Origin of the sequence: Desulfovibrio sp. 7SRBS1, assembly GCF_049723905.1 — a bacterium.
Taxonomy (GTDB): Bacteria; Desulfobacterota; Desulfovibrionia; order Desulfovibrionales; family Desulfovibrionaceae.
The window spans coordinates 1,574,865-1,591,201 of record NZ_JBJKFD010000001.1; the positions used below are offsets into that span (position 1 = coordinate 1,574,865).

Sequence of the window (16,337 nt, forward strand, 5' to 3'; positions counted from 1 at the left end):
GAAAGTCAAGATGCAGGAACTTATACACCAAGGACAACTCACCGGGTACAAAGGCGCCGTGGTCGGCACCGGAAGCTCCGGCTTGGCCGCGACAAGGCTCTTGTGCGCCTTGGGCGCCAGCGTCCGTCTGCTCGACGTGAAGGAGCCCTCCGACGAAGTGCGCAGCCTGTGCACGGAACTGGGCGTGGATCTGCAGGTAGGTCCGCATTCAGCCAAACAATTCAAGGACCGGGACATCGTGGTCCTCTCTCCTGGCGTACAGCTCTCCAAACTGCGCAAGTACATGAAGACCGTTCCGGACCGCAAAATCGTCTCGGAACTGGAGCTGGCCTCGTGGTTCACGGTGGCTCCCATCATTGCGGTAACGGGCACCAACGGAAAAACGACCACCACCCGGCTCATCTCACGCATGCTCGAATTTTCCGGGCGCAAGGTCTTTACCGGCGGCAACATAGGCACTCCGCTCTCCGAGTATCTGCTGTCCGGACAAAAGGCGGACGCCCTGGTGCTGGAAGTCTCCAGTTTCCAACTTTCCACCTGTCGTTCCTTCAAGCCGCAGGTGGGGCTGCTGCTCAATATTTCCGAGAACCACCTGGACTACCACGCGGACATGGAAGAATACTTCGAAGCCAAACTCTCCATGTTCCGTCGCCAGACAGACCGCGACCTGGCCATATTTCCCTTGGAACTGCGCGAAGCCATTGAAAAACGCGTGGACCTGAAAGCCAAGCGCGTCTACTTCGTGCCCTCGCAGCGTTTCGACGCGCCCCATCTGCCCGGTGCGCACAACAAGGCCAACCTGGAAGCCGCCTGGCTTGCTGCCCGTGCCTTTGGCGTCACCGAACACGTGGCCCAGCGCGCGGTGAAAGATTTCAAGCCCGATCCCAACCGGCTGGAAGTTGTCGCGGAAAAAAACGGACTGCTGTTCGTCAACGATTCCAAGGCCACCACCATAGCCGCCGTGGCTGCGGCGTTACAGGCCTTCGACCGCCCCATCCGCCTGCTTGTGGGCGGCAAGTTCAAGGGTGGTGATCTCGGCGCGCTGGTCCCCCTGTTTGAAAACAGGGTGCTCTCTGTCTGCGGCTTCGGAGCCAGCCGTGAAATTTTCGAACAGGCCTGGGAAGGCAAAATTCCCATGCATTGGGAAAAGACCATGGAACCGGCCGTAGCCCGGCTTGTTTCCGAAGCTTCAAAAGGCGACGTGATCCTGCTTTCTCCGGGAACGTCCAGCTTTGACCTGTACAAGAACTACGAAGCACGCGGCGAAGATTTCCGCCGTCTCGTGGAGGCCATGTAATGAACGCCCCCGCCGCCAAAAAACTGAACCTCGATTACGTGCTCCTGATCTCCGGCCTGCTCCTGGCCGGGATCGGCGTTATCATGGTTCTTTCGGCGAGCGGAATAATGGCCGAGAAGTTCTGGGACAGCAAATACCACTTTTTCTACCGCCAGGCCCTGTTCACCCTGATTGGCACAGGCCTTATGACCCTGTGCATCCGCCTGCCCAGAGCGTTCTTCTACCGCCTCACATACCTCTGGCTGATCCTGGCCTTTGCGCTCCTGTCCATGACCCTGGGCGGACCGCTTACTGTGGCGGTCAACGGGGCAAGCCGCTGGCTGCGCGTCGGGCCGTTTACCCTGCAGCCCTTGGAAACCGCCAAGATCGCCCTGGTCATCTATCTGGCCTACTTTTTCTCCGGCAAACAGGACATGATCAAACGCTTTTCCATAGGCTTCCTCCCGCCCTTCCTGATGACCGGTGCGCTCTGCCTGCTGCTTCTGCTGCAACCGGACTTCGGCGGCGCGGTCTTCCTCTGCCTGCTGCTGTTCCTGATGTGCCTGGCAGGGGGAACCCGCTTCGTGCATCTGTTTTTCGCGAGCATGGCCGGAATTTGCGCAGCCGCGCTGCTCATCATGCATTCGCCCTACCGCTTCCGCAGACTCTTCGCATTTCTCGATCCCTTCAAGGATGCGCAGGATGTGGGCTACCAGCTTGTGCAGTCGCTGTACGCCTTCGGCGCGGGCGGACTGAGCGGCGTGGGTCTTGGCGCGGGCAAGCAGAAACTCTTTTTCCTGCCCGAAGCGCACAACGACTTTCTCATGGCCGTGGTGGGCGAAGAGACCGGATTCATCGGTGTTTCCCTGATCATCATCCTTATCGCCGTGCTGCTGTGGCGGGCTTTTGCCATAGCCATCCGCCAGGAAGACCTGCGCGACCGCTACACCGCCTACGGTCTGACCCTCATCCTGGCCCTGGGCTTTGTGCTCAACCTGGCCGTGGTGCTGGGCGCCATGCCCCCCAAGGGCGTGCCCATGCCGTTCGTAAGCTACGGCGGTTCGCAGGTGATCGTCTCCTTCATCTGCCTGGGGCTGCTGCTCAATCTTTCCCGTACAAGCGGCGGCATGTCCGGGGCAACGGCAGGAGGCGCACGATGAATTGCGTCGTCCTGACAACCGGCGGAACCGGTGGACACATTTTTCCCGCCCTGGCCGTGGCCGAAGAGATCAAGCGCCGCAATCAGGAAACCCGCGTGGTCTTCATCGGCGGCCTGTACGGACCGGAAAGCCGCCTTGCCCAGGAAGCCGGGCTGGAATTCATCGGTCTGTCCGTCCGCGGCGTGCTGGGTCGGGGGCTGCGCTCCATCGGCGCCATGCTCGGGCTGGTCCGGGCCATGCTTTCGACGCGCGGCAAGCTGGCAGCCATTCGCCCCGACGTGGTGTGCGGCTTCGGCGGATATGCCGGATTCCCCGCGGTCATGGCCGCCGCACTCTCGGGCATTCCCTGCGCCCTGCACGAACAGAACTCCTGGCCGGGCGGAGCCAACCGCCTGCTGGGCAAAGTCGTGCGCAAGGTGATGGTCAGCTTCCCGGACGAGAACAACATTTTTCCGGCCGCCAAAACAATCTGCACCGGCAACCCCGTACGGCGGGACATTGCCGTGAAGGAACATGCCAAGCCGACGGGCGGCCCGCTCCGTCTGCTGATTTTCGGCGGAAGCCTTGGGGCGACCGCACTGAACAAGGCCGTGGTGGCTTCGCTGCCCGCCTTTCGCCAGGAAGGCATCGAACTACGCCACCAGACCGGCGCTAACGACCTGGACATGGTCCGCGCCGCCTACAAGGAACACGGCCTGAACCCGGACGCAGTGCAGCCGTTCATCAACGACATGGCCGAGGCCTACAACTGGGCCGATCTGGTGATGTGCCGCTCCGGGGCCACCACCATTGCCGAACTGGCCGTGGCTGCAAAGCCGTCCATACTGGTGCCGTTCCCTTTTGCCACGCACGACCACCAGACCGCCAACGCCCGCTTTCTGCAGGAAAAAGGAGCCGCCCTGCTGGTTCCCCAGTCCAGGCTGCAGGCGGAATCGAACGGCGGGATACAGGAAGTGCTTGATCTGGCGCGCGACCGTGCCCGCCTTGACGACATGGCCCGCAAAGCCTCTGCCCTGGGCAGGCCCGATGCGGCAGCCTGCGTGGTGGATGAACTGCAGGCCATTGCCAAAAATATTTCCAAATCCGGGAGAGCCGCATGAAACATAAAATCCGCAATATCCACATGATCGGCATCGGCGGCGCTGGCATGAGCGGCATTGCCGAGGTTCTGCTCAACCTTGGTTACAACGTGAGCGGCTCGGACCTGTCCATGGGACCGGTCTGCAAACGCCTCATGAAGCTGGGTGCCAACGTCTTCATCGGACACGGCGAAGCCAATGTGGCCGAAAACATCCAGGTGGTGGTCAAATCCACTGCCGTGGCCGAAGACAACCCCGAGGTGAAGGAAGCGCGCCGCCGCAACATTCCGGTCATTCCCCGCGCCGAAATGCTGGCCGAACTCATGCGCCTGCGCATGGGTATTGCCGTAGCCGGTACACACGGAAAAACGACCACCACCTCCCTGCTGGCCGCCATCTTCGCCCATGCCGGGCAGGATCCCACGGTCATCATCGGCGGACGCCTCAACGCCATCGGCTCCAACGCCTATCTGGGCGAAGGCGACTACCTCATTGCCGAGGCCGACGAATCCGACGGGTCGTTCCTGTGTCTCTCTCCCATCATGACCGTCGTCACCAACGTGGATGCAGACCATCTGGACCACTACTCGGGCCTGGAAGCCATAGACGACGCTTTTGTGGATTTCATGAACTCGGTGCCTTTTTACGGCATCAACGTCATCTGCGGCGACGACCCCGGCGTGCAGCGCCTCATCCCGCGCATCAAACGGCCCACCCTCACCTACGGTCTGCAGGAGGGCAACACCCTGCGCGGCGAAATCCTGTCCATGGGCAGCCGCAGCGTTTTCAAGGTTTTTCTGGACGAACTGCTGCTGGGCGAAGTCAGTATTCCCCAGCCCGGCCGTCACAATGTGCTCAACGCCCTGGCCGCCTTCGGCGTTTCCCTGGAAGCCGGACTCAAGCCCAAGGACATCATCGAGGGCCTGGGCAGCTTCACCGGTGTGGGGCGCCGCTTCGACATCAGAGGCGAAAAGGACGGAGTGCTGGTGGTGGACGACTACGGACACCATCCTGCGGAAATCCGCGCCACCCTGGAAACCGCCAGGACATGCTACCCGGACCGCCGTCTGGTGGTGGTCTTCCAGCCCCACCGGTTCAGCCGCACCAAGGCATTGTTCGGCGACTTCTGCAAGGTTTTCGACAATGCGGACATTCTGCTGCTGACGGAAATCTACCCGGCCTCGGAAGCACCCATTCCCGGTGTGAGCGGCGCAAGCCTGGCCCAGGGCATCCGGCAGGTGGGCACGTCCAAAGTAGAGTTCATGGAAGATTTCAAAACCGTTGAAATGAATCTGCCCAACATCCTGCGCCCCGGCGACGTTCTGCTGACTCTCGGTGCGGGCAGCGTGTGGCAGATCGGACAAAACTATCTGGAGAGCTGAAAACATGCGTCCCGAAGTCCTGCATAACGTGCCTCTTTCCAGGCGCTCCACCATCGGACTGGGCGGTACCGCCCTGGCCCAGGTGTTGTTGCGCGCGGAAGAGGAACTCCACGCAGTCGGCGAAATACTCGCCGAACTGGGGGGCAGGCCTTTTGTGCTGGGCGCCGGCAGCAACATTCTTTTCGACGACGGGGAACTGGGCATTGTTCTGCTCACCCCGCAGTTTGCAGGCACTCCGGAAATGATCGGGCAGGACGAAACGCATGCAGTGGTCCGCGTGGGCGCGGGCGTCAAACTGCAGCGCCTGCTCAACTGGCTGGCCTCTGAAGGACTCGCCGGTCTGGAAGGACTGCGCGGCATTCCCGGCAGTGTGGGCGGAGCCGTGGCCATGAACGCCGGATCATGGGGCGCAAGTTTCTGCGAACGGCTGGAAGCGATTTCCCTCTGGATTCCCGAACAGGGAACCGTCCGGTTGGAACGCGGCCAGTGGGAACACGGCTACCGGCACTTTCTGCCCGAGGGCGGACCGGAGCTGTTCATAGTGACCCATGCCGAACTGCGTATGGACAGGGGCGAAAGCAAATCCATCCGCTCCGCCATGAGTGACTTCTTTAAACGCAAGAAGAACGTCCAGCCCGTCAGCAGTGCAACGGCAGGCTGCGTATTCAAAAATCCCGATGGCGACAGCGCGGGAAGGTTGCTGGACGAAGTCGGCTTTCGCGGAATCGGCCTGGGTGGCATGGCCTTTTCCGAAAAGCATGCAAATTTTCTGGTCAATCTGGGAGGGGGACGTCTCAGCGAGGCCTTGGAGCTTATTCGCCTGGGAAAACAGGCTGTGAAACAGCGCTTTGACCATGAGCTCCAACTGGAAGTGAAGGTAGTGGCATGAGCACTTTGGCAGTAGGCCGCAGAAACCGTTTCCCCAACAAGCTTCCGAAACCCGGCAAGAGCTCCAAGGGGAACAAATACCAGGGCAGGTGCATGAATAGCGCCCCCATGGGATCTTCCATCCTGCGAACCTTCGGACGCCTTCTGGGCGCGATGTTCGTACTGATGCTGCTGGCCGGGATATCCCTGGGGCTGCTGACCGCCTACCGCTGGATGACCGCCCACCCGTACTTTGCCCTGCAGAGCATAGAGGTAACGGGCAACTCGCGGCTGGGGCAGGGAGAAATCCTGTCTTTGGGCGAAGTGAATATTGGGCAGAACAGCCTTGATTTGAACATGACCGATGTGGAGCAACGGCTTTCCGCCAACCCCTGGGTGAAATCCGTAACGCTTACACGCACCCTGCCCGGCACCCTGACCATTGCGGTCACGGAACGGGAAGCCCGCTATTGGATCCGCAGGGGCAACCAGCTTTGGTATGCGGACGCCAACGGGCAGCCCATCGAAGAGGTGGGACAGGCCAAATTCGTTTCCCTGCCCTTTCTGGACACGGATGCGCAGGCCAATAAGGATTTTGTGCGGAATTTTACCTCCGCCCTCAGCTCCGGGCAATGGAACTTCGGTCCCGAAGCAGTGGACAGCGTGCACATCAACGAAAGCGACGGTTTGAGCGTGGCGCTGAACAACCCGCACATGATCCTGGAATCGAACCTGGCCGACTGGCGGCAGGCGCTTGAACGCATGGCCTCCGTTATGAAGGATTTGTCCGCACGCAATGAACTGCGCCGGGCAACGCGTATCAGCTGCCGGGGCAACCGGGTCTGGGCGCAATTGGATTAACAAATTTCGAGGACGGCGGGCACAGGATGCACCGCCCGAGTTGAACGATTACCGGACACGGTATCCGGAAGAAGGAAGGAGAAGGACATGGCCAATGCGGAACTCGTTGTCGGATTAGACATCGGGACGACCAAAACCTGCGCCGTGGTGGGCGAACTGCACAACGATGGCGTAGACATCGTGGGCATTGGTACCAGCCCGTCCACCGGCCTGCGTAAAGGCGTGGTCGTCAACATAGAGCAGACCGTCCAATCCATTAAAAAGGCCATCGAAGAGGCCGAACTTATGGCCGGGTGCGAAATTCATTCAGTCTTTGCCGGAATCGCCGGAAGCCACATCAAGGGCTTCAACTCGCACGGCGTTATTGCGGTAAAGGGCGGAGAAATCGGCCCCCGCGATGTGGAACGGGTCATTGAAGGCGCCAAGGCCGTGGCCATTCCCATGGACAGAGAGGTCATCCACACCCTGGCTCAGGAATACGTGGTGGACGACCAGCACGGCATTACCGAGCCCATGGGCATGTCTGCCACCCGCCTGGAAGTGAAGGTCCACATCGTAACCGGAGCCATCACCAGCGCCGAGAACATCGTACGCTCGTGCAACCGCTCCGGACTGGACGTGGCCGACATTGTGCTGGAATCCCTGGCCTCGTCCGAAGCCGTCCTCACCGAAGAGGAACGGGAAATCGGCGTGGCCATTGTGGACATCGGAGGCGGCACCACGGATCTGGCGATTTTCGCCAAGGATTCCATCCGCCACACCGACGTCATTGCCCTGGGTGGCACCAACCTGACCAACGATATCGCCTTCGGACTGCGTACCCCCATGTCCGCGGCGGAAAAGATCAAAATACGCTACGGCTGCGCCCTGGCAGACATGATCCAGACCGACGAGCGTATCGAAGTGCCCAGCGTAGGCGGCCGTGAACCGCGCAGCCTGACGCGGCACGTACTAGCGGAAATCTGCGAACCCCGGGTGGAGGAAATCCTCACCCTGGCGGACCAGGCCCTTATCCGCTCCGGTTTTAAAGACACCATTGGCGCGGGCGTTGTACTTACCGGCGGCAGCGCACTGGTGGAAGGCATTCAGGAACTTGGAGAACAAATATTCAACCTGCCCACCCGCATCGGCTACCCCATGGGCGTGGGCGGACTGAAAGACGTAGTCAACAGTCCCATGTACGCAACGGCCGTCGGGCTTCTCATGTATGGCGCTAAGAAGCTCGGCTCAGAACAGAGTTTTCGCATCCGGGATAACAACATGTTCAATCGTATCCTGGGGAAAATGCGCAACTGGTTCACCGACGTGAAATAACGGGACTTTGCCAAAGATAGGAATCCGTAACCTAGGGACGCAAGGAGGATCAAAATGGACGTTGAATTGATCGCTGAAAGCAATGCAAAAATCAAAGTATTCGGCGTAGGCGGTGGCGGCGGTAATGCCGTTAATAACATGATCGAATCGCAGCTGAAGGGTGTGACCTTTATTACGGCCAACACCGACCTGCAGGCCATGAACCGCTCCAAGGCACAGCATAAGATCCAGCTGGGCGACAAGCTGACCAAGGGCCTCGGCGCTGGCGCCAACCCGGAAATCGGCAAAAACGCCGCTCTGGAAAGCATAGAGCAGATCCGCGACTGCATCGGCGAAGCCGACATGGTCTTCGTTACCGCTGGTATGGGCGGCGGAACCGGCACAGGTGCCGCTCCCGTTATTGCCCAGGCTGCACGCGAAGCTGGCGCGCTGACCGTGGGCGTCATCACCAAACCCTTTTTCTTTGAGGGCCGCAAACGGCTGCAGAGCGCCGAATCCGGCATCGCAGCCCTGAGCGAACATGTCGATTCGCTCATTACCATTCCCAACGACCGTCTGCTCTCGCTGGCGGCCAAAAAAGCCACCTTCCTGGAAATGCTCAAGAAGGCCGACGAAGTACTGTTCTACGCGGTCAAGGGCATCTCCGACCTGATCATGGTCCACGGCCTGATCAACCTGGACTTTGCCGACGTGAAGGCCGTTATGGGCCAGAGCGGTTTGGCCCTGATGGGTACGGGCATTGCCCGCGGCGAAGGACGCGCCCGCGAAGCCGCCAACAAGGCCATCACCAGCCCGCTGCTGGAAGATGTGACCATCGACGGCGCACGCGGCGTGCTCATCAACATCACCTGCGGTGCGGACATGACCATCGACGAAGTGAGCGAAGCCGCCAACATCATCAGCGACGCCGCCCACGACGATGCACAGATATTCTTCGGCACGGTCCTCGACGACGATGCCAACGAAGAAATGCGCATCACGGTTATCGCCACCGGTATTGAAAACGAGGAAAGTGCAAGCGAAGGCGCACGTGGCAACGTGGCCCGCCTGCCCCAGAACAAGAAGTCCGCTCCTGCCGCCACCACTGCTGCTCCCGAATCTGTGCAGCGGCCCCGGCGCATGACCACGGGCTTTTCCGACCAGGACCTGACCATCCCGGCCTACCTGCGCAAAGCAAAGGCCACGGAGGAATCCGACCCCCAGTACCGTCGCATGCCCAAAGCGGCAAACGCGGCCGCTCCGGGTGAGGAAGAGTTTCTGTTCGACGAGGAGGAATTCGAAATTCCGAGCTTTATCCGCAAGCAAGCGGATTAAGGGAAAGTCCGACGGGAGGTTTGCGACGGCTTGAGAGTGCGGCACAATCCGTAAACGGATTGCAAAGCCCCGTCGCAACCCCGCCCCGACAGCAGCCCACGCACGGCACAACGCGGCCTGTGACTGACCACTTTTACGCGGTCATAAGGCTGCATACGGACGCTCCCATATGAATTTCCGCAATTCCCGGTCGAGAGTTGCGGTACGGCACGGTGCCCTGGCACCGGAATTCGTTACGGCGAACCGGACAGACGCATGCGGTCCGTATTCCTTCGACCAGCGATCCTCCGGAGGGCGGGTGCGCCCCCGCCCTCCGTCCCTTAAAGGGCCGGGATCGGCTGGACCATTTCCCGGCATCGATTGAGAGAATTTACAAGGTGCTTGCGGCGAGGCGCATCGTCCGCACCAAAACTTCATGCACAACGGCGGAGTTGCACCCAGACAGTAACAGGACCGACACAACGCAAATGTACCTCACGGTTGAAAACATACATTCAAATGAGGTGAACCATGAGCAAAACGGTTCTGCTGGACGTCCATGCCGACGATCCGGAACGCATCTGCAGCTTCTACTCCAAGACATTCGGCCTGAGCTTCCACAAAAGCGAAGCTGCCGCGGAGTACATGTTCGTAACAACCGACAACCACGCCGAATACGGTGTGTTCGGAAGTGTGAAAAAGCGCTCTTCCCAACGAGTTTCCGGAGTCACCAACATCCGGGTACCGTCCATAGAGATGGCGCTGGAAAATGTCATTCGCAACGGTGGCAAGCTTGTCGTATCCACCCGCTCCATTCCCCGCATAGGCTTTATGGCCTACTGCGAGGACCCCGAAGGCAATCTCATCAGCCTTTTCGCCCCAGACATGACAGCCAACTAGACCAGTCTCTCCAATTCCACACAATACGCGCCGGCTCCACCGGCGCGCAGCGGGATGTGTTCCTTTGCCATGCCCTTATGGCCCCCCTCCTGACCATGCAGGAAAAAAACTCCCCTCAAACGCAAAGCGCCTCCCTTATCCAGCGCGAACCTCAAAAATTATAATGGGTTTTTTTGCGGATCACAGGTATTTTCTGGTATGAGCGTCTGGAAAAAATGGCTGATTCCAGCCATATATTTTCTTTTTTTTCTCGCGGTCTACGTCACCCTGAGTGTTAACGATGCATTTGAAAAATTCTATGCATTCAGTAGGCTGCATGAGGACATGGAGCTGGACGAGATGGTGCTTGCCGTGCCGGCCGCCATGTTCTGTCTTTGCCTCTATGTGCTCCACATCCATTACAGGATGCGGATGACCCACAAAAGGCTCAAGCACACCCACCGGGAACTGGAACGCACCCAGCACGAGTTGCGCCAGCTGGCTCTTGCCAAAGACGAATTTCTTTCCATGGCCTGCCACGAACTGAAGACTCCCCTGAACGGCATCATGGGAGCGCTCATGTTGGTGGAAAACAACGAGCTGGACAAAGACACGTCCGAAGGAATCATGCTGGCCAAGGGCGCTGCAGGCGACATGAAGTTCCTGATCAACGACATCCTCGAACTTTCCGACATCAAGCACCATCACAGAAAACCCACGCTCAAGCCTTTTCCCATTCGAGAAACCCTGGACAGCATTGTCAGCATAATGCGCGCACAGGTGAAACTGAAAGGGCTGGAGCTTGAGCTTCAGGTGGACAGCAGTGTGCCGGAAATCATTATTTCGCACGAAGGCTGGATACGACTGACGGTTCTGAACATTCTGGGAAACGCCGCCAAATTCACACGTCAGGGAGGCATAACCCTCCGTTGCCGCTATGTGCCCTCACTGCCCGGCGGCAAACTCTTCATTGAAGTCTCGGATACCGGAGAAGGCATAGCCCCGGCCGACAGCGAACGAATTTTTCAGCCGTATTCCCAAAAGCAGCAAAGCAGTTCCGTATATGCGGGAATGGGACTGGGACTTTATGTGGTAAAGGAAATTATGGACCGCATGAATGCGGAAATCCAGGTGACCAGCCGTGTGCAACAGGGAACCACATTTACCATGATCTTTCCCATAACTCAGGAATAGAATCGCTGAACTGGCTGAAGAAAATATCTCCACAACACCCCCCGAAGAAATTCCCTTTATTCCCCAATAAAACCAGCCCCCAATAAAACCTGCCAAAAAATAAAGACCTGTAGAGAACTCCACAGGCCTTCCAAATTTTTTCAGACAAAAGCCGAAACCAGCTGTCCCTCTCCTAATCCAACAGCACCGCATCCATGGCCGCTTCGGTCATGGCCTCCATTTCCGGTCCATGATCCATGCCCATCAGGTGGAGCAGGCCATGCGTGATAAGTCGCACGGTATGTTCCAGCGGGTCCTGGCCGTACAAAAAGGCCTCGCGTTCCAAGGTCTCCACGGAAAGGACCAGATCACCCAAAAAAGCGTTGGCTTCGTCAGGAAGCAATGCGTCCAGTGAGTCTTCTGGAACATGGGAAGAGGAATCGGAAGAGTCCGCCGGAAAACTGAGAATGTTCGTCGGGCCCTTGCAGCCCATATGCTCCCGGTTCAATGCGGCAAGGCGGGTGTCGTCGGCAAGTTCCAGATCAAACGCGTCGGAGGTTGTGGAGCAGGCCTGGGCTATGCGCTCCAGCAGCGGTGCAAGTTCGCGTGGCGTCAACGGAAGACGAGGGTCGTAACGAAGCCTGCGGGCTCGGGTTATCATTTCACGACCTTGAGGTTGGAAGGAATGATCTCCCCTTCTTCGGAGCCGCTTTTTCCATTTGCCTGCTTGCTCTCCTCGTGCCTGCCTTTCTTTTTGCAAGCCACGTCCTTCTTTGTACAGGCGTCCTTTTTGTCCGTGCCTTCCTTTTTATCGGAATTTTCCTTTTTGTCGGATTTCCCCTTCGCATCGGGATATTCTATCCGGGTATGGAAAATACCGGTGAGGATGCGGTGAAAGGCATCGGAAGCCTGATGCAGGTCCTTGAGGGTCAGTTCGGATTCGTCGAGCTGCCCGTCGGAAAAGATATTGCGGACCATCGTGTTGATGTGGCCCTTCAACCGGCTGGGTGTGGGGTCGCATAGCGTGCGGCTGGACGCCTCGATGACGTCTGCCAGAAGAATAAGACCTGCTTCCTTGGTCTGCGGTTTGGGACCGGGATACCTGTAATCTTCCTCGCGCAGCCCTTCGCCGCCCTTGTGCTCTTCCAGCTCCTGGGCCTTTTTGTAAAAAAAGGAAATGAGCGAAGTGCCGTGGTGCTGCCCGATGATTTCCGTGATCTCAGGCCCCAGCTTGTTCTGCTTGGCCAGCTCCACGCCCTTTTTCACATGGCTTATGAGAATCAGCGCCGACATGCTGGGCGCGAGTTTGTCGTGCTTGTTGCCGCGGCCAAACTGGTTCTCGATAAAGTAGAGCGGGTTCTTGAGCTTGCCGATGTCGTGATACAGGGCGGACACCTTGGAAAGCAGGGGGTTGGCTCCGATGGCTCTGGCTCCGGCCTCCACCATGTTGGAGACGATAAGCGAGTGATGGTAGGTGCCCGGCGCATTGACCATCAGCTCCTGCAGCAACGGCTGTTCAAGATTCATCAGTTCCATCAGCCGCAGGCGTGAAGTGAAGCTGAAGGCCAGCTCCATTATGAAGCTGAGACAGATAAGCGTAAGCAGGGAAAACAGACCGCTTACCTGGCTGACCACGGCGCCCGCGCCCAACCAGCCGAAGCCGTGGAACCCGAGCATGCCGACGCCGCCCCAGGTCAACAGCTGCGTACCAAGCAGGGGAAAAACGCTGGTAAGCAGTTCACGACGCGACGCCGCCCGTTTGATAAAAAAGGTGTAGAACACGCCGCCGATGAAATAAAAAGCGAAAAGAGGCAGCCCGCCACCGGCCAGTTCGCTGCACAGAAAAGACAGCAGCAGGGTGGAGAAAAAGCACATGCTGTACGGGAAAAACATGGCCACCACACCGGCACCGCCCGCCACGGGCAGAAGAAATGCGTAGAGTTCCGGGGGCAAAGGCAAAAAATACAGGCTCTGCGACAGGGGGTCCTTGAGAACGCTCAGCAGTTTTGCCATGATTCCAAAAACCATCAGCATGGAGCCCAGGAACACCGCATCCCGGTCGAGCAGCACCTTGCCCTTGCGTGCCCAGTGGGCCAGATACATTCCCAAAACAAGGAGCAGGCCCACCAGAAAAAGGCCCACGGCATGGGCACGGCTGAAGTATTCGGGCTGGTCGGAATACAGGGCCAGCAGTTTGGTCTGCTGGTCGGGGGTAACCCGTTCGCCCTGCCGGACGATAATCTCGCCCTTGCGGATGTGGTTGTATACCGGCTCCACGGCCCCGCGCACTTCGTTCCGGCGCTGCAGGGTGCTTTCCCGGTTCAGGATAAGGCTGGGTTCGATAAGCGGATCGAGCAGGGAATTCATGGCCTTGCGGACGCGCAGCGGCTTGGACAGGTCGCGTTTGAGCAGCACATTGAAGTCCTGTTCAAAATCCTTGAGGTCCCGAAGTTCCCCAAGATCGCGCAGCAAACGCTCGTCTCCGGTGCTCAGATCGCGGATGATGATGCCGGAGGGATACTGTCCCACCTTGCGCAGGTCGGAGACGACGCCATCCTGCAGATAGGCTTTGATCCAGGGAAAGACAGGTCCGAGCAGCAGATTCTGAAAATCGGAGGACCGCCACATGCGGAATTCGGTTTTGCTGATTTCCCTGTTCAGCAGTTCGGAAATCTGCCAGCGGGCCTGTTCGCTTTCCCCCTGGGGAGTTTCATTTATCTGCTGAAAAATATTGTTTATTTCCTTTTCCAGCTCATCGGACGAAGAAATGCTCAGGTCGTAGACCGGCGGCTGGGCATCTGCCAACTCCTGTTGCTTGCGCCGGGTGGAATCGACATCCTCCACCAGGAAATCCCGGTTGGCCGTAACGTCGCGGCCCGCAATTTCTCCAGCCAGGTATACCTCGCCAGGACGCTCGAAACGAAGACCGGACAGCCCCGCAACCACCAAAACGGACAACATAAGGAACATGAGTCCCAGGCTGGGCCCGTTGGCAATAGGTTGCTTGCTGCGGTCTTTTTTGCCGCTACCGTTACCGTTTTTCTTTGTCTTTTTCTGCCGCGTGGCACTCATAGGCATCTACGATGCGTCCTACCAACGGGTGGCGGATGACATCGTCTTTTTTGAACCGGATAACACGGATTCCCCGGACCTTTTCCAGGATATTCACCGCGTTTACCAGACCGGAGGCCGAATTTCTCGGCAGGTCGATCTGGGTTACATCTCCGGTAATGACGGCCTTGGAGTTGAAGCCAAGGCGCGTAAGAAACATCTTCATCTGTTCGGGCGTCGTGTTCTGCGCCTCGTCCAGAATTATAAACGCATCATTGAGCGTACGCCCGCGCATGAAGGCCAGGGGCGCTATCTCAATGCGTCCGGTCTCCATCATTTCCTGCACCTTGCCGAAATCGAGCATGTCGTGCAAGGCGTCGTACAAAGGACGCAGGTAGGGGTTGATCTTCTCGACCAGATCCCCCGGCAAAAACCCGAGGTGCTCCCCGGCTTCGACGGCCGGACGCGTCAGCACCAGCCGCTTTACCTTGCGCTGCGTCAAAGCGGCAACAGCCATGGCAACGGCCAGATAGGTCTTGCCTGTACCGGCGGGCCCTATGCCGAAAACCATGTCGTTATCGTCTATGGCCTCAAAATATTCTTTTTGCGTCAGGGACTTGGGAGAAATTTTTGATTTTTTGGAAACCCGGATGGTCGTACCGTCGAAAACCCCGGCAATGTCGGCTTTCGGATTGGTTTCCAACATCTTGAGGCCCTGGTCTATGTCATTGGGCCCCACAGAGCGTCCGGCCCGGAGCCGACCGTACAATTGTACCATAAGGCTGCTTACGGACTCCAGGGTTTGCTCGTCGTCCCCATCCAGCACCACGAAATTGCCCCGGCTGTCCAAAGCCACTCCGCTCCCTTCGCTGATCAGCTTCAGGTTGCGGTTGTGCGGGCCGAAAAGTTCCGCAGCGAGTTTGTTATCATCAAATTCAAGGCGACGTATCACGTAAAAAAAGCCCCTCCGAGCAGTGTCCGTTTCTCGAAGTTTACTCCGAGTAGGGCCTGCTTACCTCTTTTTCCCTACCCCGTCCATAGCACCAAAAGATGCCATCAACCACCCGGAATAAGGCTGTAATTTGTTAATTAAGACTTTTGCAACAGCAGGCAAGAGTTGTTTTTCAAACTTCCTTTCCTGTTGACACATGCATAAAACAGCAATAAAAAGCATAAAACTGAATAAAAATGCAAAACATGGAACTCTGCACTATGTCCTCAAATTTTTCGGAAAAACTCCCCGAGGAACGACGCCAGTCGATACTGGAAATTCTGCAGCGCGAGGGGAAAATTGCCACCCCGGACCTGAGCCGCCGCCTTGGCGTTTCCATAGACACCATCCGGCGGGACATGAAGTATCTGGAAGCGGCAGGCCGGTTGGACCGCGTCCACGGAGGCGCCCTGCCCAGAACGCCTTGCGCACTTCCTTTCCAGGCCAGGCAACAGCAGGACATGACAGCACGCCGGGTCATTGCCCGTGAAGCCGCCGGTTTTATACGGCCGGATCAGGTGGTTTTCATCGACAGCGGCACGACCGCAGAGGAAACAGCCCGCCACCTGCCGACCGATCTCCGGGCCACGATCATAACGCCCAGCCCTCCGGTCGCCATGGCGCTGGCCGGCCATTCCGGAATCAAAGTCATCATGCCCGGCGGGGTGTTGGATGTATCCACCATGGCACTCAGCGGCCCGGCAACCTGTCAGGCAATCCGCGAGATTCGGGCAGACGTCTGCATTCTGGGGGTCTGCAGCATCCACCCCGAGGCGGGAGTCACCACTGTCAGCTACGACGAAGTCGCCACCAAGCGGGCCATGATAGCCAATTCACACTCTGTGATAGCCCCGGTTGTGGGGGAAAAAATCGGCACCGCCGCTCCGTACGAAGTGGCACCATTGGCAGGTCTTACCCACATCATCACGGAGATTGCCTTGGAAAATGAACTCGTTGTTCCGTACACCAATGCGGGAATTACCATCATAACAGCTCAGGAATAGGGCAAGA

At 58.3% G+C, this 16,337-nt stretch carries 14 protein-coding genes; 11 read left to right on the forward strand and 3 right to left on the reverse strand.

All coding sequences use genetic code 11. The annotated features are described in order from the left end of the window. The first annotated feature begins 10 nt into the window (after positions 1-10). From murD to ACI0FJ_RS07390, 10 genes are all read left to right on the forward strand, one after another. Positions 11-1,297 carry a UDP-N-acetylmuramoyl-L-alanine--D-glutamate ligase gene (gene murD, locus ACI0FJ_RS07345; RefSeq protein WP_424301136.1) on the forward strand — a complete coding sequence of 429 codons (1,287 nt, stop codon included), beginning with the start codon at positions 11-13 and terminating at the stop codon, positions 1,295-1,297. Further along, on the forward strand, positions 1,297-2,436 hold the full coding sequence (gene ftsW / locus ACI0FJ_RS07350; protein WP_424301139.1) for a putative lipid II flippase FtsW: 1,140 nt from the start codon (positions 1,297-1,299) through the stop codon (positions 2,434-2,436). The genes murD and ftsW overlap by 1 nt, the downstream gene beginning before the upstream one ends. Further along, positions 2,433-3,536: an undecaprenyldiphospho-muramoylpentapeptide beta-N-acetylglucosaminyltransferase gene (murG, locus tag ACI0FJ_RS07355; protein ID WP_424301142.1), complete on the forward strand. Its 1,104-nt coding sequence runs from the start codon at positions 2,433-2,435 to the stop codon at positions 3,534-3,536. The genes ftsW and murG overlap by 4 nt, the downstream gene beginning before the upstream one ends. Further along, positions 3,533-4,897 (forward strand): UDP-N-acetylmuramate--L-alanine ligase, encoded by a 1,365-nt coding sequence (gene murC, locus ACI0FJ_RS07360; RefSeq protein WP_424301144.1) that lies wholly within the window; start codon positions 3,533-3,535, stop codon positions 4,895-4,897. Before murG ends, murC begins: the two co-directional genes overlap by 4 nt. Positions 4,898-4,901: 4 nt before the next feature. Next, positions 4,902-5,786, forward strand: coding sequence for a UDP-N-acetylmuramate dehydrogenase (gene murB / locus ACI0FJ_RS07365; protein WP_424301147.1), 885 nt, complete (start codon positions 4,902-4,904; stop codon positions 5,784-5,786). Then, positions 5,783-6,625, forward strand: coding sequence for a cell division protein FtsQ/DivIB (locus tag ACI0FJ_RS07370; protein WP_424301150.1), 843 nt, complete (start codon positions 5,783-5,785; stop codon positions 6,623-6,625). Before murB ends, ACI0FJ_RS07370 begins: the two co-directional genes overlap by 4 nt. Before the next feature lie 87 nt (positions 6,626-6,712). Further along, positions 6,713-7,939 carry a cell division protein FtsA gene (gene ftsA, locus ACI0FJ_RS07375; RefSeq protein ID WP_424301153.1) on the forward strand — a complete coding sequence of 409 codons (1,227 nt, stop codon included), beginning with the start codon at positions 6,713-6,715 and terminating at the stop codon, positions 7,937-7,939. Between the two features lie 54 nt (positions 7,940-7,993). Further along, on the forward strand, positions 7,994-9,253 hold the full coding sequence (gene ftsZ, locus ACI0FJ_RS07380) for a cell division protein FtsZ (RefSeq protein ID WP_424301156.1): 1,260 nt from the start codon (positions 7,994-7,996) through the stop codon (positions 9,251-9,253). A 510-nt stretch (positions 9,254-9,763) separates the two neighbouring features. Beyond that, entirely contained in the window at positions 9,764-10,132 is a 369-nt protein-coding gene (locus ACI0FJ_RS07385) for a VOC family protein (RefSeq protein ID WP_424301159.1), read from the forward strand. A 198-nt stretch (positions 10,133-10,330) separates the two neighbouring features. After that, on the forward strand, positions 10,331-11,305 hold the full coding sequence (locus tag ACI0FJ_RS07390; protein WP_424301162.1) for a sensor histidine kinase: 975 nt from the start codon (positions 10,331-10,333) through the stop codon (positions 11,303-11,305). Between the two features lie 172 nt (positions 11,306-11,477). Here ACI0FJ_RS07390 and ybeY read toward each other — a convergent pair whose 3' ends face one another. The 3 genes from ybeY to ACI0FJ_RS07405 are packed head-to-tail and all read right to left on the reverse strand — an operon-like array spanning position 11,478 to position 15,287. Further along, positions 11,478-11,945: an rRNA maturation RNase YbeY gene (gene ybeY / locus ACI0FJ_RS07395; protein WP_424301165.1), complete on the reverse strand. Its 468-nt coding sequence runs from the start codon at positions 11,943-11,945 to the stop codon at positions 11,478-11,480. Further along, positions 11,942-14,362 (reverse strand): HD family phosphohydrolase, encoded by a 2,421-nt coding sequence (locus ACI0FJ_RS07400; protein ID WP_424301168.1) that lies wholly within the window; start codon positions 14,360-14,362, stop codon positions 11,942-11,944. The genes ybeY and ACI0FJ_RS07400 overlap by 4 nt, the downstream gene beginning before the upstream one ends. Continuing rightward, complete coding sequence (locus ACI0FJ_RS07405; RefSeq protein WP_424301170.1) at positions 14,316-15,287, reverse strand: PhoH family protein; 972 nt, start codon at positions 15,285-15,287, stop codon at positions 14,316-14,318. The genes ACI0FJ_RS07400 and ACI0FJ_RS07405 overlap by 47 nt, the downstream gene beginning before the upstream one ends. A gap of 260 nt (positions 15,288-15,547) precedes the next feature. Here ACI0FJ_RS07405 and ACI0FJ_RS07410 point away from each other — a divergent pair, with 260 nt between their 5' ends. Continuing rightward, the gene (locus tag ACI0FJ_RS07410) at positions 15,548-16,330 is read left to right on the forward strand and encodes a DeoR/GlpR family DNA-binding transcription regulator (protein ID WP_424301173.1); all 783 of its coding nucleotides are present in this window, start codon (positions 15,548-15,550) and stop codon (positions 16,328-16,330) included. Positions 16,331-16,337: the final 7 nt, after the last annotated feature.